This is a genomic window from Lysinibacillus boronitolerans JCM 21713 = 10a = NBRC 103108 (genome assembly GCF_000772935.1).
In the GTDB taxonomy this organism is placed as follows: Bacteria; Bacillota; Bacilli; order Bacillales_A; family Planococcaceae; genus Lysinibacillus; species Lysinibacillus boronitolerans.
The window spans coordinates 61551-82298 of record NZ_JPVR01000065.1; the positions used below are offsets into that span (position 1 = coordinate 61551).

Consider the following 20748-nt stretch of genomic DNA (forward strand, 5'->3'; position numbering starts at 1 on the left):
CTCTCCTCATGTCGAGTAGACGCATTTTCATTTCAACTGCTACACATCGAGTACCACTATATCTGATTTGCCTGCATTTATATACTTAATACTGTAAAATTTAAAAACGTCATGGAACACTGAAAGTATTGATATTATAGGCTTTCAAGTCTAGTTGCTGTTGTACTTTGCGTTATGTTCATAGTATAATTCATTATAGTTTAATTAGGAGTGGAAAAGATGAACCGAGAAGCACGTTTAAAACGACAAGAGAATATACGAAATTTCTCTATTATTGCACATATTGACCATGGGAAATCAACGCTTGCTGACCGTATTTTAGAGCAAACAAAATCTTTAACTTCCCGTGAAATGAAGGCACAGCTCCTCGACTCAATGGATTTAGAGCGTGAGCGAGGCATTACAATTAAGTTAAATGCAGTTCAATTAAAGTACGAAGCAAAAGACGGCGAAGTGTATACATTTCATTTAATCGACACACCAGGACACGTCGATTTCACATATGAAGTATCACGAAGTTTAGCTGCTTGTGAGGGTGCCATTTTAGTTGTGGACGCAGCACAAGGTATTGAAGCACAAACACTAGCAAATGTTTACTTAGCACTAGACAATGATTTAGAAATTTTACCTGTAATCAATAAAATTGATTTACCTGCAGCTGACCCTGAACGTGTACGTCAAGAAGTAGAAGATGTTATTGGATTAGATGCCTCTGAAGCAGTATTAGCTTCTGCGAAAGCAGGTATTGGTATCGAGGATATTCTAGAGCAAATCGTAGAGAAGGTACCAGCGCCAACTGGTGATCCAGATGCACCACTACAAGCTTTAATTTTTGACTCTGTTTATGATGCCTATAAAGGTGTTATCATTTCGATTCGTGTCATCAATGGTACTGTCAAGCCTGGCGATAAAATTCGTATGATGGCAACAGGTGCGGAATTCGAAGTTATTGAAGTTGGGGTACATACACCAAAAGTTGTGCCACAGGCTGAGTTAACAGTGGGTGATGTAGGTTATTTAACCGCATCTATCAAAAATGTAGGTGACACACGGGTAGGGGATACTGTAACCTATGCAAACCGTCCTGCAGCTGAGCCATTAGCTGGTTATCGTCGCTTAAACCCAATGGTCTACTGTGGTTTGTATCCAATTGATACAGCCAAATATAACGATTTACGTGAAGCGTTAGAAAAGCTAGAGTTAAATGATTCAGCTCTACAATATGAGCCAGAGACATCGCAAGCACTTGGTTTTGGTTTCCGCTGTGGATTCTTAGGATTACTACATATGGAAATTATTCAGGAGCGTATTGAGCGTGAATTTAATATCGACTTAATTACAACAGCACCTTCCGTAATTTACAATGTTCATATGACAGATGGTACTGAGCTGAAAGTCGATAACCCTTCCTTTATGCCAGACCCGCAAAAAATTGATCGTGTCGAGGAACCATATGTGAAAGCAACAATCATGGTACCAAATGATTATGTGGGAGCGGTAATGGAACTTTGTCAAATGAAGCGTGGTAATTTCATGACGATGGATTATATTGATACATCGCGTGTAAGTATTATTTATGAAATGCCATTATCAGAAATTGTCTATGATTTCTTTGACTATTTAAAATCAAATACAAAGGGCTATGCTTCATTCGACTATGAACTTATTGGTTACCAGCCATCGAAATTAGTGAAAATGGATATTTTATTAAATGGTGAGCAAGTCGATGCCCTAAGCTTTATCGTACACCGTGACTTTGCCTACGATCGAGGCAAAATCATCGTAGAAAAATTAAAAGAATTAATCCCACGCCAACAATTTGAAGTACCAATTCAAGCAGCAGTTGGACAAAAAATCGTGGCGCGTTCAACAATTAAAGCCATCCGTAAAAACGTATTAGCGAAATGTTATGGTGGAGATATTTCCCGTAAACGAAAACTTCTTGATAAACAAAAAGAAGGTAAAAAACGTATGAAACAAGTAGGCTCAGTCGAAGTCCCTCAAGAGGCATTCATGGCTGTGCTGAAGATGGATGATTCGAAGTAATATTGATATAACAGGGTTTATAGGGGTTTAAGCAAATAGTTTTGTATCAGTTAGGTGGAGATTGCCACCGATTTGCCACTGCATTGAAATTGTGCAAGCAATTTAAAAATCTTTAGCGATGGAATCAAAAATATCGGCAGCATCTCTTGCCATCTTCTGTGTTAAATGGACATAGCGGTCTTCAGTAATTGCTGATCTGCTATGTCCTAATCTTTTTGAACTGTTTTTATTGGTTGTCCATTTTCAATTAGCATCGTTAATAATAATGCCGAGATACTCGTATTTATTGAGTATCTGGGTATTTGGCTACTATCAGCTACTTTTTTTCAGGTAGTTGGCTAATTTACAGTGAATCTTTTCACAGAGTCTCGAATCTCCTACTTTTAATTAAGTTATCTTCTCCTTACTCTTTTTCTTTTCTCTTCAATTTTTCTGAATAATAAATAAACTATTGTAATTATAAGATAAAGTATGACAAAATTTGGTATCACATTATTATCACTTTTACTGGCTATATATACATATCCCCCTACTACCACCGCTAAAATTAATGGCTTATATATTGAATTCATAATCAATCCACCTTTTCTTAGTGTTAGACATAATTCACAATATTCTCTTGGAATATATAGTTTATATATTAATATTTTAAATGTTAATCTATAATTAATTATCATATATGGAAATATTTATTTAAATTATTTTTTATGAGGTATTATTAAACTGAAAGAGATTAAGAAGTATATTATTTGTGAAAATCATATAGAGAGGGGAAGTTTAATTTAAATGAGAAAAGTGTACTTGTTATTTGCGATTATCGGCACAGTATTCCCGTATTATTTTTTGGTGCAATTCTTGAACAAAAACGGATTTGATTTAGGGTTATTAGTAGATTTATTATTTGCAAACTCGATATCGACCTTCTTCGCTGTTGACTTTTTTATTTCATGCTTTGTTTTTATAATCTTTATGTTTAATGAGTCAAGAAAGTATAACATTAAAGAAAAGTGGATATGTCTATTAACTTTGTTTACAGTTGGTTTATCGCTGGCATTACCGTTATTTTTGTTTTTCAGAGAGTCATACATAAAGAAAGAAGTGTTGTTAAACTCCAATGAAAGAATGTGAAAATCTTACATTTTCTATGGTGTTGTATTGATTTTGTGTTACATGGATGGCAAACGGAGCAGGTTAGTTTAACAACCGTAAATAATTCTACAGTCCTTATTTAGATAGAGATTACATTAATTAGGGGGAGAAAATGAGTGATTTTAGAGGGATAATCTTAGAAGGCTATTCGAATGCTGGAAAAACATCAGTCTTAAAAGCGTTGAAACAACTTCACGCAAGTGATGATGCCGAACGTAGTGTCATAGTTCTCAGTGAGCATTATTCGCAAGTATTACACAAAGTAAATGGTGAATTAAAGTCGTTAAGTCGAGAGGAACACTTACAAGTCTTAAGAGAAAGAGTCACGATGTTGAAAATGTTAAATAATTGGTCAAGAGAAATTGGACAAACTCAACGTTCAAAAGGCTTATTCTTTATTTTGGAAAGGTTTCATTTAAATCATCGAGTAGCATTTTCTCATTCAATATCAGATGAAATTAAGGAATTAGAAGCCCAGTTACTTGGAATGGGAGCAAGATGTACTTTGTTAACTGTATCACCAGAGAATTTAGAGGAAAGAATAAGTAGTAGAAATCCCAATGAATGGGAAGGGAAAACCATGCAAGAAAAGAAATTAGCGTGTGAATTATTATTAGACCAACAACAAGAGTATAGGAGTCAAGCTGAAAATTCAATCATACCTACAATTGAAATAAATACTGATAATAAAGATTGGGATTCCTACGCAAGACAGATTTACTTATTCAACTAACGGAATGCTTTAATTAAATACACCATAAAAGACCACTCCAAAATGGGTGGTCTTAAATTTTTCCCCATCAAACCTATAGCAAGGCTGGGAAGCGGTCTAATATGAAGTCTAATCATGCATTTCATATAAAAGAAACCCCATATAAAAAACGTTCAGTAACTTTTAATAATTGATTAAATATAAGTGATAGTATTCCAAAAAATATAAATAGACCTAATTTGGAGAATTGGCTTTTATAATAAATGGAAATAGTTATCCAAATAAAATTTAATTGAGGTATTATTAAAAGAGTTCGAACAAAATTGAACTAGGGGGAGGAGTATGTAATATGAAAATACAAAGCGTTATTATAACAATTGTCGCACTTTTATTTGTAATTATTGCAGGGTGTAGTTCAGAGACAGAAGAAGAGTCTATGGGCGAAGTTGAAAAGGAAATTCATACGCAAGAACTAGTAGAGTCTATGTTCAGTGAGGACAGCCTGGAGGCAGCGAAAGAAAGAATAGAGGAACGGGGCGGCTCAGTTTATATGATTCCACCACCTGAGCATACTGCTATCTGAGAAAATCAATCAACTGTAGTAGAACTTAAAGAGTCGGACATTTTAGACGGAGAAGATTCTAGTTTTGAAAATTATGACAACGTAGGAGAAATACGTCTTGATACGTTAGAGCTGGACTCTACTTTTGAGGAGCAAGATACATATATAAATGTCATGCTTACAGAATTAGGAATGGAGAAAGCTTATTATGCAATGCGTAAAACTTTATTGTGGACAGCCGGTAATCCTCCAGATGGACTCGAAAAACATAGTGATGGCACTCTATCTTTTTATCTAAGTAAATACTCTGAGCTTATAAATTGTCACTTTCAGAGCGCTAACCCTGACGTGAAAGAAAAAATTATCAGAAACATGCAGAACGCTTATAAAAACAATACACCTATAATTGTCTATGGAGAATTTGAGGAGTTTCTAGACGAAGAAGGATACTCTGGCTATCGTCTTATCATACATCGGATAGGCTTTAAAGAGGTCATAAATTAATAAAAGAATTTGATAAAAATCTTGAATTATTCATGGAAATGATGTTTAGAAACCTGCCAATTAAGACCACTCTGTTATGGGGGCTTCGATGTTTTCTTCCACCTTCATGTCACAGTGTTCAGAGCCTACTAAGAGATAAAGAAAAATATAATGAGCATTTCTGCGAGCTTATGAAAATGGTAATCGGTAATATGATAAATGCATATAAAAAAGAGGAACTTCGGAATAAAATTTGGTGCTTCCTTTGATTCCAAAACAACCATTATTTAACTATTCAAAATGGTATAATACATACACAACGTAGTAATTAGTCATAATAATGCCCAGTTACTTGTTTTTTATTGAGTACTTGGGCATTTTTTGTTTTGGCTACTATCCTCTGCTTTTTTTCAGATAGTTTACAGTGAATCTTTTCAAAGGTCTCGAATCTCCTACTTTTAATTAAGTTATTTTTCCTTACTTTTTTCTTTTTCAATTTTTCTGAATAATAAATAAACTATTGAAATTATAATATAAAGTATGACAAAATTTAGAAGCACGCTATTTTCACTTTTACTGGCTGTATATACGTATAACCCTATTACCACTGCTAAAATTAATGATTTGTATATTGAAATCATATTACTTCCACCTTTTCTCAATATTAGAAATAATTTTATAGTACTTTCATATAATTTTATATTAATAGCCCTTTGTAATTGCAATCTCTTCAATTTTTGGAAAAATCAAATTATTCGCGAAGTGCAATTTAAAGATTTTACGAAACGCTCCGTAGCTACTTGCTTGGAAATATGGAATTCAAAATCCCTAACAATACATTCATCTAGATTATTTCTATTACTATGTAGGAGTTTATGACATGACTATTAAATGGAACAGAGAAGAAATACTTTTCGATACTCTATATGAAGCTGACACCTGGGCAGATTCAATTGCAAATGAAATATATGGAAGAATTTACAACGGATATGATACTCCAGATTACAAAATAGCCTATTCGCTTGCTTTTAGATTAGCTTCTATAAAAGAGTGTAGAGTTTATACAGAAAATAGTATTGAAGGTAGATATAAAGTTTGGGTCATTTTTGAAATTGAATAGTAATGATGAGGTGCTCATTTAATATTGAGTAGTTAATTTTTAGTAATTTAAGGTTCTTCCTTTTCATTTATTTAAATGTAGTGGTGTAGAAACTAACGAAGCAACAGTATGTCCTGAGCTTCTCTCACTCTCTCTTTCATTTCCTGGAGCTTTAAGGTATATAGGCACCCACAACTTCAAACGTTAGTTTGTCATCAACAATAATATATTTTATATCTATTTCTTTATCAGATGGGAACAACAGAATGTGTACTATTTGGATAACTGTTTCTACCTGAGCTTGCAGCGTATTGCAGTTAATTATGGTCACAGTTAAGTAGAGTTATTACTTTGGAATTGTTGGTTTAAATAGTTCACATTTGTTTCATGAATAAATTGGGTGATTGTTTAAATGAAACCAAGCATAGAATTAGCTTGATGGTCATGTTGAAGAATTTTATAATATCGTTATAGAACAGTATTTGGTAGTTGAGTTTAGATTAGTAAGTCAAGAAAGGTGAGAGGTCGTTGGGACAAATTAAAATTTATGGTGTTAAGGGAAGGTTAAATCCCATTAAGGAAACATTATCGAATATTATCCATTCTTGTATGGTGGACGCACTTGAATATCCATTAGATAAGAAATTTCATCGCTTTTTTCCTATGGACAAAGAGGATTTTTATTTTGCAAGTGAAAGAACTGAATCATATACAATAATAGAAATTAGTATGTTTGAAGGTAGAACGATTCAAGCTAAAAAACAATTAGTAAAGCTACTATTTGAACGCATAAATAACAAATTAAATATTTCACCTCAAGATGTTGAAATTACAATTTTTGAAACGCCTAAACATAATTGGGGAATAAGAGGGTTACCTGGGGATGAATTAGCACTTAATTACAAAGTAAATATTTGATATAAAGCTGCTAATTTTTTAGAGTTAATTCGACTATGTGAAATGTGCTCTGTCTTATTAATTATCTGACCACTAAAAATCGGTAAATGAAGAACCTATAAGGACTAAAATAATCTACATAACTTTATTTAATGAATGATTCTAAATAATGCTTGAAGTAATGGGTTTGTCGCTATTCACAATTTATTTACTATTTTTAGGGAGGAGAAAATTGTATCAGTTATATCATAGACATTTCACATCATCAAGGAGATATTGATTGGTCTGAAGCGGTTAAAGATGTTGATTTGGCTATCATCCGCACTCAATATGGTACAAGCACAATTGACCGTAAATACGTTCAAAATATAGAAGCTTGTATGAAGTACAAGGTACCTTTTGGTGTTTATATTTATGTTACCTTTAAAAATGATACTGAGGCATTGGAACAAGCAAAAGACTTCTATAACAGAGCAAAAAACTATAATCCGCTATTTTATGTTGTAGATATCGAAGAAAGCTTTGGTGCTAGTGTCCAAAATATCGTACAAGGCACACAGGTGTTTATTGATTATTTAAAAAGTAAGGCTGTAAAAGTCGGGCTATATACAGGCCATCATTTTTACAAACCTTATCTGATGGATACCGTTAAAAATTATGATTTCCTGTGGATTCCTCGCTATAGTGGCTCTAGCTCACCTGGACTAAAGCCAAACTTTGCCTGTGATTTATGGCAGTACACAGACAAAGGGATTGTAGCAGGTATTAAAGGAACTGTAGATTTAAACCAATTAAATGGATCTAAGTCTTTATCCTGGTTCACAGATACTGATAAGAAGAAGGAAATATCATTGTCTCAGTATGAAGAATTAAAGAAAGAAAATAAACAACTAAAACAGGAACTTACTGAAATGAAAGAGTTATTAGTTGGGATAAAATCAAATGCTATGGTATCACCAGCACATAAAGAAGATTGGGAGTGGGCCATTGAAGAGGAAATTATACGAGGAGATGGCAAGTGTATGAATCCTACAGATACACTCACAAGACAACAAATGGCAACGATGCTCAAACGGTTCTATGATAAATTTATTAAATAATAGCATTGTCTCGCCCATAAGTACCTGAGAACTAGCAGCAAAATATTTAGCCTAATATTGTGTGTATTCGTCATAAAAGGAATCACTATTTATAGTGATTCCTTTTATAGTGCGACCAACCTGTTTGAAATTTAGTGAAACAATAGGAAAAACTTGGCTAATAAAAAAATGGGGACTCCTACAATTATTACGCCTGCAAAGAAATAACAAAACAACATAAAAACATCGAAAACCGCACCCGCTAAATCATCAATGAATTTTAACATTTCATTCCCCTCCAAACATAATAAGTATTAGCATTTATAATCTCTTTATTGCTTATCAATCATCATACTGATCTAAAGTCTTTTTAGAGTCTTATCCCACATATCGAGAGTCCCGTAAATTGTTATTAGGATATTTTCACCAGATGGTAACACTTGAAAGCTAAGTGGAAATCATACTGAGTATTCATTGTAATTTGTCATACCCTAAACCACGAACCTTATGTGTAATTCCTAATAACACCCTGTAAATCATTTGGGAAAGTGTTTTATATTGTATGCATAAAGCATGTTATTGACTAAAGATTTGTTTTTTACATTGAGGTTCTTGTGTAATCTGATAGAGCATTTTTTACTTCTATATTTGAAATGGTAGTGTTCGTTTCCATATCATATGGTGACTATTTGCTCCCCAATAGTTCTCAAGGACAAAATCAGGCTGTCCAAATTTCTTCTGCCAGATCATTTGCGCTTGTTTATATCCACTATCTAAACAAAAACTAGGAACCCTTTGATTTTCTAACGTCAGGAGCATTTTCTGTAGTAGCATGGTGCCAATCCCACGATTTTGATAGTCAGGATGAACAAAAACGGTACCGATTTCTAGACAATTGAATAGTTCCTCTTTGATCGTTTGTTGAATGATTTCGTTGGCTGCACCGCATTCGATAGTGCCTATTATGTCATTGGTTTCTTCATTTAAAGCTAACCAGAAAAATCTTTTTTTGCCCTGGCTTTCTAAGTCCATTGCTACATACTGTTTTTTCGTTTCCCATTCATCCTGTTGATCATCCACTAGCTCGGCAATTCCTTCTTTTTTATAAGTATCCCGAATGACAAGATCAAAGAATTCGTGTAACGCCTGGATGTCCGACTGTTCTGGACGTCTAATAAGTAATTTCATGATTGCTTGCTCCTTATAATGGATGTCGTTGGTGATTTAGTAAGGATCGAGCTCGTTGCACATCCACATCTAGTAAGTCATTTATATCTTGCTGTCCTGCGGTCAATCGATCAAGTGCCAGCTGTAACCAATGATCGGAGGCATCATATTTTTCAGCGTGCCATAGCAACTCTCCATAACAAATGGCAGCACGAATAAATGTGATATGGTCATTCAGCAGATTTGCCAAATGGGTGGCTTGTTTGAGACATGCTTCCCCTTGTTTTACCTTGCCATAATCTAAATAGCGAAGTGCTTTCAAAAATTCCGTGTTGGCTTGCTGTATTATCTGTTCATTCGTATGTTGCATGACAGATCGCTCCCATCCGTTATTTTTGTTCACGTTATGCATACTACCAGTCTATTTTAATGATTATAACATGTTCCCCTTATTTGGTTAATGATGGGGTATGTTAAAATGCAAGAAAGACACTTGGTCATCAAAAGGAGAGAATTCCATTGAAAGATTTAGAAAAGAAACTCGATGCAGTATTACAGCAAATGCGTGATTTTATTGATGAGCTTCAGGAGCGGGAGTCAGCCTATCCCATGGTTTTTTATCATCACCCAGAAGAGGATATTAGCCAATTTGTGGATGGTAGGTGGTCATTGCCAGCAGAGTATGTTTATTTTTTGAGACATTATGTTGTTGAAAGGGTTACATGGGCTACAGGTGATTATATTAATCTAAATATCTATGGCGCAAGAGATTTAATACGTGGGCAGGAGGGCTATAATTATAATCCAGTGACAGATGAGATGATTGAGGATTGGCCACATGATTATTTAGTCATTGCAACAGATGAAGGCGATCCCTATTGTCTGGATCTATCAAGAGGTGATACGGCTGTTTTTACCGCTCCCCATGGGACAGGCAATTGGCATTTTTCAATGGCTTATGACAATTTAATTTTGTTCCTTGAAAGTGTACTGATTCCACCTAGTTTAGAAGAAATGTTGCCTGAAGAAAGTTCTGTAGCGTACTATGAACTAACTATTACTGGGGACGGAAAAGATAAACTAAAGACATTATTGTTGCTAAAAAAATTATTATCTTATGATTATTCACAAGCGAGAAAGGCTTTAGAACAGCCTCCGCTAGTAATTTATAGGGGAGTTGAAGCAGGTGCCTTAAAGTTAGAAGCCGAGTTACAGGCTATCCGTGCAGATTTTCAAAAAAGGAAAATTAGCTTAGCTGAATTTATTGAATGAGGGAAATTAACAAGAATGATGGATATCCCTCCTCTAAAGCAGGAAAGGAAGTGTAAGGATGAAAATTAACAAAGCATTAGCACAACACTATCAATGGGGTGCACAGTGTGATGGCTGGCATCTTGTTCAAAATAAGGAGCTTAGTGTGATACATGAGCGAATGCCTGCTCAAACAGCTGAGGTAAATCACTATCACCATCATGCACAGCAATTTTTCTTTGTTCTTTCAGGCACAGCTACAATAGAACTGAATGACCAAAGAATTGAGTTAAAGCAACATGACGGAATTGAAGTACCACCAAATTTACCACATCAAATGCGAAACGATTCACAAGAAGATGTTGAATTCCTCGTGATATCGCAGCCAAATAGCAGGGGAGATCGAGAGCTTCTCTAACTATACGAAAGTAAACTTCATTCTTTTGCATGAAGCCATTCTAATCAGCTACTTGTATAGTAGGGAGTGTAAAGGGGTGCTTAAAGATGAAGATTACGAAGGTAAAATTATATGTCCATGATATGCAAAAAATGGAGCAATTTTATGTTGATCTGTTAGGTTTTACTTTGTTAGAAAGAACAGCTGACTATTTTACAATTGCCGTGGGAGAAAGCAGGATGACATTTGAAAAGATGCCTTCTAAAATGCCAAAGCAGTATCATTTTGCATTAAATATTCCTAGTAACTTATTTCAACAGGCAAAGATTTGGGCAGAAGAGCATGTAGGCTTGCTGGATTCAGAGGGGCAGGATGAAGTCTATTTTGAGTTTTTAAAAGCATATGCATGCTATTTCTACGATCCAGAAGGCAATATAGTAGAGCTTATTGCAAGACAGGAAATAAATCCGAAACATGCTGAAGTTAATTTTTCTGTAGAGCAAGTGTTACATATTGGAGAAATCAATTTAACGTCAGATGACATTCAAACAATTGCTGAAAAATTAAAGAAGTATGCTATAAACCCTATAGCAAACAAGGAAATTCAACTGGATGGCCTTAATTTTCTAGGAAACTATGAAGACGGAGCCAATATCCTATTAGGACCGAGTGGGCGTCTGTGGTATTTTTCTGATAAGAAAGCAGTTATCAGCCCGATTAGTATTGAAATAGACGAAGCTTTACAATTAAATATGGATGAAGAAGGGCAATTAAAGCTTCTGCAACTCTAACATCATAAACTTATCGTTGATTAAATATATGTTGTTTTGTATATTTATTCAAAATAAGGAGGGTGTTATATGTATATAATCAAAGAAACAAATCCGACGATAGACTCGTATAAAGCATTGCACCAAACAACTGGCTGGAATGCAAAAGGGCAGTATACGTATGAACAATTATACAAGGCTATTTGTAATAGCTGGTTCAGTACATCTATATATGATGAAGGCAATCTAATTGGCTATGGACGTATTATCTCTGATGGTATCTATCAAACATTTATCTGTGATGTGATGGTGCACCCTGATTATCAACGAAAAGGAGTTGGCACAATGGTGATGGATGCTCTTTTAGAGCAATGTCAGAAAGAAAATATAAAATGGGTTCAATTATTTTGTGCCAAAGGTAAACAACCTTTCTATCAGAAGCTTGGATTTAAGGAACGTGAAATAGATGCTCCTGGTATGATGTTGTTCTATACAGAATGAATAAAGGAGCTAGAATCGTTGAAAGCAAAATGCCTAAAAATTTATGAATTTGGAAATCCGCAAGAGGTTGTAAGGCTAGAGAATAAAACAATCGAGCCTCCTCAAGGTCAAGAAATTCTTGTTCGCATGCTAGCCAGACCGATTAATCCCTCAGATTTAATACCAATATGGGGGAAATATGCTCATAGAATCACTTTACCAACTATCCCTGGCTATGAGGGAGTAGGAATAATAGAAGCTGTTGGACCGCTTGTTTCACCAAAGATTATTGGTCAGCGCGTATTACCGTTACGGGGAGAGGGAACTTGGCAGGAAGTAGTGAAAACGCAAGCAGATTTTGCAGTGACTATTCCTGACACGATGAATGATTTTACAGCAGCACAAATGTATATTAATCCAATTACAGCCTTCGTAACATGCTCAGAGGTACTTAATTTACAATCAAACGATGTCTTATTAGTAAATGCCTGTGGTTCTGCCATTGGACATCTCTATGCTCAACTTGCGAAATTGCTAGGCTATCAGCTTATTGCAGTGACACGAAGTAATCAGCATACTGAAGAATTACTGCAACTTGGGGCAGCTTTTGTCATTGATACCTCTCAAATGCCACTTTACGAAACCGTTATGGCATTAACAAATGGTAAGGGAGCAGATGCAGCAATTGATTCGATTGGCGGAGAGGCCGGCAATCAGCTTGCCTTCTGCGTAAAGCCCGAGGGTATTTTTTTAGCTATTGGTCTTTTATCGGGTATTCAGGTAAATTGGACAAACATTGTGAAGGAAGCAAAGGTGCAAGCGAGGATGTTTCATTTACGTCATTGGCAACGTCAGACGTCAATTGAAAAATGGCAACAAACGATGCAACAACTTATATACCTTGTACAGGATGGTTCCTTAAAAATGATGAATGTACATGCTCATTTTCCATTATTGGCTATCCATAAGGCAATCGATGCTGTTGAGGGAACGAAAAAAGGAAAAGTATTTTTAACGAATGTTGATTAAGGAACATACTACCATCGTAGTTGAGCTACTACGGGTAGTATGTTTTTTTATAGGGAATGAGCGTTTTTAGCTCTGATAAAAATAGTTTACAATTGTCCTGCTCCAAAAAGTGAGCAAGTCGCTCAAAAGAAGTGAGCCTCCGCCCAGATTAAAGAATTCACTAGCAATAGTAGTAACATATCATTAAAACTAACTAAATTAGTAATTTGAGGTAATAAAGAGGTATGATTAGGCTAGGTGTTTTTAAATAAAGGAGTACAGATGATGAAGAAGATCAATCAACTAAAAAAGTCAATACAACGACTGAGTGAAGCTGATGCAAAGAAGATGCTGCTTTTAACTTTAATAAATGAACAGTCAAGAGACAGCATGTTACAGTTTTTATTACAACAAGCCGAGGAGCGGGATCCTTCAAAGGTACAAACGGTGCATATTGTATTCGGTCATTCACCTGGGGGGAGCTTGAAAACAGCCTTTCGTAATCCTGACTATGCTAAGTCCGAGGAGATTATTGTTGTGCCAGGTAATTTTTCTGTTGGTCCTTTGAAAGATGTACATACACGGGACGGAATTGAAGCTCGTTTTCAATGGTTGGAACAGCGCTATCTAATAGAAGATGATGGATTGATCATATGTGAGCGGGAGATGAAGGAAGCAATAGAGAAAATTAAAAATATCCCACCTCATCAGGATATACTGATTTGGACTTGTCAAAATGCTCACGAGCAAATAGGACTTCGACTCGTTTTGGCGATGCTCGAACAGAAAATAAATGATATCTATGTATTGGATACTTTTCAGCTATTCCATGAGTTATATACTTTACCACAGTTAGCAGAGGATCATTATCCAAGATCGACTGGAGAGGTCAGCACAGAGGATTTACTTTACTTTTATGAACATTTCCAAGGATGGCCATTAAAAGAGGCATTGAGGCACTCCCTATGCAAAGAAGGGTTAAATCTGTTAATGGATGATTACGATTGCATACATACATGGAAATACCATGAACTTTGGTGCAATAACAACGAAGATAGAGAAGATGACTTTATCATTGCCTGTGCGAAACGTTTACAGGAAGAACAAGAGGAAGTACACTATCAAGTTGCAGCTAGATTAATTGGGGAAGTACTGGGTCATATGGAAGAATTGAGAGAGGTTGAATGGATTGACTATCGTCTGCGCCAATTAATTCAACAAGGGATTTTTTCTTATCAAGGCGAGTTGAAGGGAATATTACACTATAAAGTAAAGTTAGCAGATGCAATGAACTGTAATCCTACATGATTTTTATGATATAATTTTTCCTGATATAGACGGTTAGAAGGAGTGAGATCATTGTTAAAAACAGAAGTATTTGAACAATTAAAAACAGCAATGAGAGAAAAAGATACGTTAGCGAAGGGTGTATTATCTCTTTTAAAGTCAGCATTAGATTCAGCTGAAAAAGAAAAGGGAGAGGCATTAACAGCTGAGGAAGAAATGGCTATTATTAATCGAGAGGTCAAACAAACAAATCAGGCTTTAGAAGGTGCACAAACGGCTGGGCGAGCAGACCTGATTGAAAAAGAGGAAGCCAAATTGACACTTTTGAAATCCTTTTTACCAAAGCAATTATCAGAAGAAGAAATTGCAGAGAAATTAGTGGCAGCGGGTGTTGGAAAAGGAATGAACATGGGCGAAGCCATGAAAATTGCAAAACCATTGCTGACAGGTCAGGCTGAAGGTGCCGTTATTTCAAAAGTTGTGAAAAGTATTATTGCCTAAACTTTTACTATTTAGGTAGGAGAATTTGGAAAGAAAAATCCGCTATGCCGAAAATGGGCCTAGCGGATTTGTTATATTTTATAACTGGAATTTTTGAATGATATTGCGGAGTTGTTGAGCCATTTCAGCTAAGTTATTAGAAGAGGCTGTTATTTCTTCGATACTTGCGGATTGCTCCTCAGAGGCAGCTGCTACGTTTTGAATATTGCCTGAAGCTTGTACAGCTACAACCCCCACTTGTTCAACAGAACTAGCAATACTGCTAACACCTTCATTGATATTGGACATCACGTTATTGACATGGTCCATTTCTTTCGTTAGTGCAGTGACTTGGGCATAGATCTCAGCAAATGCCTCTCCGGATGCATTGAATGTTGTTGAGCTTTCGGCAAGATTACTACTACTGATAGCCATTGATTTGACGGCTTGCGCAGATTCCTCTTTAATCGTTTCAATGCGTGTACGAATACTGTTAGTTGCCTCTAAAGATTGATCGGCTAATTTACGGACTTCCTCCGCCACAACTGCAAAGCCTTTACCGTGTTCGCCTGCACGCGCTGCCTCAATCGAAGCATTTAATGCAAGTAAATTCGTTTGATCTGTAATTTGGGTAATCAGTGTCACAATATCCCCAATTTCATTTGTGTATGTGCTTAAACGTTCTACTACAGCTGCTGACTCTTGAATAGCCTGAGATGTTACGGCCATTTTTTCAGTAGCATCTTGGATCGTTGTGTTGCCCTTTTCTGATATAGCAGATGCTTGGAATGCCTTATCTGTAACATCGGTTACACTTGTCACTACCTCTGACATTTTGCTAGAGATGGTTGTAATATGACTATCCACTTCTTCAATCGAAGAGGTTTGCTTTTCTGAACCCGCTGCAACCTCTTGCATAGAAGAGGTTATTTGCTGAATGGATGCACTTGTCTGTTCAGAGCTTGCTGTTAGTTCCTCCGACATGGCGGCCACTTGTTCAGCATTTTGTGCGATTTGTGTGATTAACGAACGCAAATCTTCCGTCATGTTTTCAATGCCTGATGAAAGCTGTGCAATTTCATTGGAACCTTTTATTTGAAGAGGTTCGACAGCCAAATCTCCCTGTGCAACTTGACCAACATAACGCGTCATTTTTTTGATTGGCTTCGTAATGCCCACACTAATAAAGTAAGCAACGATTATACCAAAAATTACAAAGACGATCGTTAAAATAATACAAATCCAAAGTGTTTCCGTTTGTAGCTTAGAAATGAAGGAAGCATCCATATCTAAACCGAAAATAATATCTGTATCTTTAAATGGGATAAAAATGGATTTATGGATACCATACTCATCCTTGTAAATATCACTTGTTTGTGTGTTACCAGTAGCTACGGCTTCATGCATTTCTTCACTAAATACATAATCTTGCTGATGATTGTCGGTATTACTTAGAGCGACGATATGCTCCTTACCGTTTGCTTTAGAAAGGACATAGGCATTTTCAACATCATATTTTTTAACCGTTGTATTCAATTGATCTAAAAGCTTTTTGTATTTGTCAGGGCTACCATTATCTGCTGCCTTTACATCATTTTTCTCAATATCTTCAAAAATCGTGGTCGATGTAATCTCTAAAGTAGATTCAAATTGTTTAATAACAAAATTGTCAATAATGCGGTAAGAAACGGCAAATAGCACAATACTAAAGAGCAAGGAGATAATCGCTATTGGAATGGTGAAACTGGCAATATATTTGTAGAGTAAAGAACTCTTAAATTTAGTGACGATACGCAATGTGTGACGCCTCCAGTACTTTAAGCTTTTGCTGTAAGAAATGAATCATAGTAGAGATATGTTCTGTCTCCGTATAAGGTGAAATAGAGAAAAACTTTGCCGCTGCAACGGGTACTTGTTGTGTTGTATCACTAGTACTAACCGTGCAAACACGCGTTGTGTCACCAAAGAATACTTCGTCTCGACCTTCTCCAATAATTTCAAAGAATGAAGCATTGATACCGTTTATGTGTTCTATTTGGTCTTGTGTATAGTGACCAGCTTGTTCAGCTTGCCAATTCATGCCATCTGGATATAAACGAAACGCTGTGACTGGTCCGATATTGGATTCATTAACCACCTGTAGCATTGGCGTTTTCGCAGCTAATTGAGCACGGAATGCTAAATTCACACGTACATAATTAGCTAATAGTTGTTGATAGCCTTCCTTACCAAATGCCTGCAATGCAGCAAAAATAGCAATGGAGCTACCCATTCGAGAACATTCTAATGTATAGCCAGTATGATAGGAGCCATAACCACGGTTGCCTACATATGGCGTATCAAAATCCTCAATATCTAGTAGCTGTAAACTTTTACCTTCCTTAATTAAGAATAGACTAGTTAAATAAGGTGTTTGACCAAGCTTTTGGAAGTCAAAGCAAAGGCTATCCGCAATGGCTAGATGTTGCATACGTTCATGGATTTGTGCTAATCCTTGTAAAACCTCCTCCTCGAATTGGAGTGGATTTTTATTAAAATCATAATCATTGAAGAAGGCATAAAAACCACCTAAAGCCGAATCAGCATGAATATGTACTGGTTGTAAGTTGTATTTCTTCTCAAGCGTTGTTGTGACTTCTTTGATGGCTTGGACATCATCAATACCAAATTGATCGGTAGCACCTGTTGTCGCGACTACATAGACAGGAATGCCACCGTTTTCGATGACTTCTGTCATACGTGCACGTAAGTCTTCCACATCCATCGAATGATCTTTGCCCGCTTTAACACGCACTAAATGTTTACTGCCGATCCCCACTGCTTCTACTGATTTTAAAAGACTGTAATGGGCATTCTCTGAAGCAAAGCAATATAAATTAGTAGGGACACCATCTTCTTTTGCTTGAGGGAATTGTTTTGCAATGGCAAGACGAAGTCCACTGAAAACGGCACCTTGTCCACCCCACGTTGTATAGCCAAAGCTTTTTGTATAATCATAGCCTACTAATTTAGACATCATGGCTACTACTTTAACCTCACACTCAGCGGCAGCAGGACCATAAACATCCCATAAATTATTGCCATTCAATAGGGCGTTGGTAAACTGTCCTAACACTCCAGGAATACTTGCCATTGGTAAAACATTCGTAACAAAGTTACGTGTATGATAAGGATGTCCTTGCATTAAATGCGTCAATTCTTTTACAACTTGATCGAGTCCAATCCCAGTTGTTGGCACTTGATGCTCTTGCATTAGCTCTTGATAAAAATTAGCAGATCGCTCTTTTATTGGGCCAAGAGTTGTCTTGTTTGGATTCTTTAATTCATCTAATGAGGAAACAATTTTCTCTAATAGGGATAAAAAATTCTCTCTTTGTTGGATATTTCCATCCTCGCTTTGGAATAATTGTTGGATATTTTGCATATTCATCATCCTTTATAGTTCATATTTCCTCTATTTTTACCTTAATAAAAATAGGACATTATACTAAAGGTATAATAGCATATTTTAGCAGAGATGGTGATTATATTTTACTGAAAAAATATTTATAGACATTTCTGAAAATTAAACATCTAATGGCATTATATAACTGTGATGTTTTAATTAAGGAGTACAGGGGTTTATGCGATGTAGGAAGCAATAATTAGAAGAGTGTGGGGAATTATATAAATAATAATGATGATACTATTAATAAACTGATGCTTTTTAACTATCCTTATCCTATTGTAGGAATCTGCACAAAAGGGAGTGCAGATTCTTAGCGGCTTCATGTATTATTCGGAATATTTGAGCAGTTCATCTACCGTGACAAAGGTATAGCCCTCATCCGTAAGGGACTGAAGAATTCCTTCGATTGCCTGTAGTTCATTGTCAGTTTGATCATACATAGGATGCATTAAAATGATGGAGCCTGGTTGAATATTTTCTTTTACATAATTGATTTTATCCGCTGCCTTTGTAAAGAACGTATCAGGCTCTAAATTCCATGTGATGGTCTTACGTTGATGTTTATTTAAGTAATAGGGAAAGCCGATTAGCTTTTTACCATATGGTGGTCTTACAACAGGTATTTCTTGATCCCCCATATTGGCAATAAGGGCATCGGTTTTTTCTATTTCATTTTTAATAAAGGAAGGGCTTTTTAATACCATACGTTGGTGAGAATACGTATGATTACCAATTTGATGTCCGGCTACCACTATTTTTTTAGCCTCTTCAGGATGTTGTTCGATGTCCTGACCAATGAGAAAAAATGTGGCTTTTACTTGGTAGTCATCCAGTAACGATAGGATAGCGCCAGTATTATCAGTTGGTCCGTCATCAAATGTCAATGCCACGACCTTTTCCTGCGTTTCAACCCGAGAGGTAATAGAACCAAACAATTGATAGTCACGTGCATTCATTAATTTATAGGCTGAAAATGCGAATGCAAGAATAAAGAAAAGTCCGATGCCGATATAAGATAGTTTCCTTTTCATTCACTGTCTCCTCTCTTTTTCACCATAAAAGATGTATGGTGTTAATGTATGTTATCTCGAATACAATATCAATGGTGTTACGTTTTGAACGTCAATTATCTGTTTGAATACCAAAAAAATAACCATACTACAGTGGAGGTGAGAATATGTATAAATTATTATCACATAACGATTTAGACGGAGTTGGGTGTGGGATATTAGCCAAGCTTGCTTTTAACGATAAAGTGAAGGTACGCTACAACTCCATTACGGCACTTGATCGTGAAATCGAATTCTTTTTGGAAAACGACCAACAGAAAACATTTTTGTTTATTACGGACCTTTCTCCGAATAAAGAGAATGAAGAAAAGCTTCATGATTATTATCTGGCGACGGGTAATGTGCAATTGCTAGATCATCATAAGACAGCACTCCATTTCAATCAATATGAATGGGGAAAGGTGTTAATTGAGGATGAGCAAGGCTCTTTAACGTCAGCTACATCTCTGTTCTTTCAATACCTAATGACCCATGGACTATTAGAAAAAACAGCCGCCATTTCAGAATTTGTAGAGTTAGTAAGACAATACGATACATGGGAATGGGAAAAGAATGGGAATTTCCAAGCGCAAAGATTAAATGCACTGTTTTTTCTAGTGTCAATTGAAGAGTTTGAAGAGAAAATGCTTGAGCGTTTAAAAACAAGCGATCATTTTGACTTCGATGAATTCGAAAAGAAAATTTTAAGCATGGAAGAAGAAAAAACAGAGCGTTACATTCGGCGCAAGAAACGTGAGCTTATTCAAACAAATTTGGGCGATTTCTATGCTGGGGTTGTCTATGCAGAATCCTATCTTTCTGAGCTTGGCAATGAATTGGGAAAGGAAAATACGCATCTTGATTATATTGCGATGATCAATATGGGCAGTAAAAAAATATCCTTTCGAACAATCCATGATCATATTGATGTGTCAGCTATTGCCGCCAAATATGGTGGAGGTGGTCATCAAAAGGCTGCTGGCTGCTCATTAACGCTGGATGCATACAAGCAGTTTGTAGTGGACACCTTCCATATAGAGCCTATTCCAGAAGATGCAAAAAGAAATCGTTATAACGTAAAGGGGTCTACGTTTGGGACTTTCTATAAAAACCAGCAAGATGAAATGTTTATGCTCTATTCAAACGATAAAGTTGACTGGATAATTGAAAAAAATAACACGCCACTAACACAAACCTTTGCAAGCTTTAATGAAGCGGAATGGTTTTTAAAGCGAAACAATCAAGTGTGGCTAGTCAGAGATGATCTCTTTGTGGACTATTTAATGCGTGAAGTCAATAAAGTTCGTCATCTACATAAAGGGATGTAATATCCTTTTATACATAATGAATCTTCAACATAGAAGGTTATATAATGCATGATTGA

Annotated in this window: 22 protein-coding genes; 16 read left to right on the plus strand and 6 right to left on the minus strand. The window is 36.0% G+C overall.

Annotation, left to right across the window (positions count from 1 at the left end):
* The first annotated feature begins 219 nt into the window (after positions 1–219).
* The 8 genes from lepA (at position 220) to CD31_RS05830 (ending at position 8048) form a co-directional block, all read left to right on the plus strand.
* Positions 220–2046 (plus strand): translation elongation factor 4, encoded by a 1827-nt coding sequence (gene lepA, locus CD31_RS05795; protein ID WP_004226914.1) that lies wholly within the window; start codon positions 220–222, stop codon positions 2044–2046.
* Positions 2047–2832: 786 nt separating this feature from the next.
* Complete coding sequence (locus CD31_RS05805; protein ID WP_036076268.1) at positions 2833–3174, plus strand: DUF2834 domain-containing protein; 342 nt, start codon at positions 2833–2835, stop codon at positions 3172–3174.
* A 133-nt stretch (positions 3175–3307) separates the two neighbouring features.
* Entirely contained in the window at positions 3308–3928 is a 621-nt protein-coding gene (locus tag CD31_RS05810; RefSeq protein WP_036076269.1) for an AAA family ATPase, read from the plus strand.
* 328 nt (positions 3929–4256) lie between these two features.
* Positions 4257–4490: a hypothetical protein gene (locus CD31_RS23785; protein WP_244905071.1), complete on the plus strand. Its 234-nt coding sequence runs from the start codon at positions 4257–4259 to the stop codon at positions 4488–4490.
* Between the two features lie 192 nt (positions 4491–4682).
* A complete protein-coding gene (locus CD31_RS23790) occupies positions 4683–4973 on the plus strand; it encodes a hypothetical protein (RefSeq protein WP_245188806.1) in 291 nt (96 codons plus the stop codon).
* 859 nt (positions 4974–5832) lie between these two features.
* Positions 5833–6072: a hypothetical protein gene (locus CD31_RS05820; protein ID WP_036076270.1), complete on the plus strand. Its 240-nt coding sequence runs from the start codon at positions 5833–5835 to the stop codon at positions 6070–6072.
* Positions 6073–6579: 507 nt separating this feature from the next.
* Positions 6580–6969: a tautomerase family protein gene (locus tag CD31_RS05825; RefSeq protein WP_036076271.1), complete on the plus strand. Its 390-nt coding sequence runs from the start codon at positions 6580–6582 to the stop codon at positions 6967–6969.
* Positions 6970–7202: 233 nt separating this feature from the next.
* The gene (locus CD31_RS05830) at positions 7203–8048 is read left to right on the plus strand and encodes a GH25 family lysozyme (RefSeq protein WP_280522782.1); all 846 of its coding nucleotides are present in this window, start codon (positions 7203–7205) and stop codon (positions 8046–8048) included.
* 131 nt (positions 8049–8179) lie between these two features.
* Here the strand turns inward: CD31_RS05830 and CD31_RS23960 are convergent, their stop codons facing one another.
* The 3 genes from CD31_RS23960 to CD31_RS05840 form a co-directional block, all read right to left on the minus strand.
* Complete coding sequence (locus CD31_RS23960) at positions 8180–8314, minus strand: hypothetical protein (RefSeq protein WP_004226973.1); 135 nt, start codon at positions 8312–8314, stop codon at positions 8180–8182.
* Positions 8315–8669: 355 nt separating this feature from the next.
* On the minus strand, positions 8670–9215 hold the full coding sequence (locus CD31_RS05835; protein ID WP_036076273.1) for a GNAT family N-acetyltransferase: 546 nt from the start codon (positions 9213–9215) through the stop codon (positions 8670–8672).
* Between the two features lie 13 nt (positions 9216–9228).
* Positions 9229–9564 (minus strand): hypothetical protein, encoded by a 336-nt coding sequence (locus CD31_RS05840; protein WP_036076274.1) that lies wholly within the window; start codon positions 9562–9564, stop codon positions 9229–9231.
* Positions 9565–9713: 149 nt separating this feature from the next.
* On the opposite strand from CD31_RS05840, the gene CD31_RS05845 reads away from it, so the two are divergent.
* From CD31_RS05845 to CD31_RS05875, 7 genes are all read left to right on the plus strand, one after another.
* Positions 9714–10466 carry an SMI1/KNR4 family protein gene (locus tag CD31_RS05845; protein ID WP_036076275.1) on the plus strand — a complete coding sequence of 251 codons (753 nt, stop codon included), beginning with the start codon at positions 9714–9716 and terminating at the stop codon, positions 10464–10466.
* Positions 10467–10524: 58 nt separating this feature from the next.
* Positions 10525–10863 (plus strand): cupin domain-containing protein, encoded by a 339-nt coding sequence (locus tag CD31_RS05850; protein WP_036076276.1) that lies wholly within the window; start codon positions 10525–10527, stop codon positions 10861–10863.
* Between the two features lie 86 nt (positions 10864–10949).
* Entirely contained in the window at positions 10950–11633 is a 684-nt protein-coding gene (locus CD31_RS05855) for a VOC family protein (protein ID WP_036076277.1), read from the plus strand.
* 69 nt (positions 11634–11702) lie between these two features.
* Entirely contained in the window at positions 11703–12113 is a 411-nt protein-coding gene (locus CD31_RS05860; RefSeq protein WP_036076278.1) for a GNAT family N-acetyltransferase, read from the plus strand.
* 18 nt (positions 12114–12131) lie between these two features.
* Positions 12132–13121 carry a zinc-dependent alcohol dehydrogenase family protein gene (locus CD31_RS05865; RefSeq protein WP_036076279.1) on the plus strand — a complete coding sequence of 330 codons (990 nt, stop codon included), beginning with the start codon at positions 12132–12134 and terminating at the stop codon, positions 13119–13121.
* 264 nt (positions 13122–13385) lie between these two features.
* Complete coding sequence (locus tag CD31_RS05870; RefSeq protein ID WP_036076280.1) at positions 13386–14408, plus strand: DUF1835 domain-containing protein; 1023 nt, start codon at positions 13386–13388, stop codon at positions 14406–14408.
* 51 nt (positions 14409–14459) lie between these two features.
* Positions 14460–14888, plus strand: coding sequence for a GatB/YqeY domain-containing protein (locus CD31_RS05875; RefSeq protein ID WP_036076281.1), 429 nt, complete (start codon positions 14460–14462; stop codon positions 14886–14888).
* A 78-nt stretch (positions 14889–14966) separates the two neighbouring features.
* On the opposite strand, the gene CD31_RS05880 is transcribed toward CD31_RS05875, so the two are convergent.
* The 3 genes from CD31_RS05880 to CD31_RS05890 all read right to left on the minus strand — a co-directional run bounded on the left by CD31_RS05880 (position 14967) and on the right by CD31_RS05890 (position 19346).
* A complete protein-coding gene (locus CD31_RS05880) occupies positions 14967–16664 on the minus strand; it encodes a methyl-accepting chemotaxis protein (RefSeq protein ID WP_036076282.1) in 1698 nt (565 codons plus the stop codon).
* Positions 16648–18291 (minus strand): pyridoxal phosphate-dependent decarboxylase family protein, encoded by a 1644-nt coding sequence (locus CD31_RS05885; RefSeq protein ID WP_036076283.1) that lies wholly within the window; start codon positions 18289–18291, stop codon positions 16648–16650. The genes CD31_RS05880 and CD31_RS05885 overlap by 17 nt, the downstream gene beginning before the upstream one ends.
* 350 nt (positions 18292–18641) lie before the next feature.
* Positions 18642–19346, minus strand: coding sequence for a polysaccharide deacetylase family protein (locus tag CD31_RS05890; protein WP_036076284.1), 705 nt, complete (start codon positions 19344–19346; stop codon positions 18642–18644).
* A gap of 146 nt (positions 19347–19492) precedes the next feature.
* On the opposite strand from CD31_RS05890, the gene CD31_RS05895 reads away from it, so the two are divergent.
* Positions 19493–20692, plus strand: a complete 1200-nt coding sequence (locus tag CD31_RS05895) for a DHH family phosphoesterase (protein WP_036076285.1) — start codon at positions 19493–19495, stop codon at positions 20690–20692.
* Positions 20693–20748 lie beyond the last annotated feature (56 nt).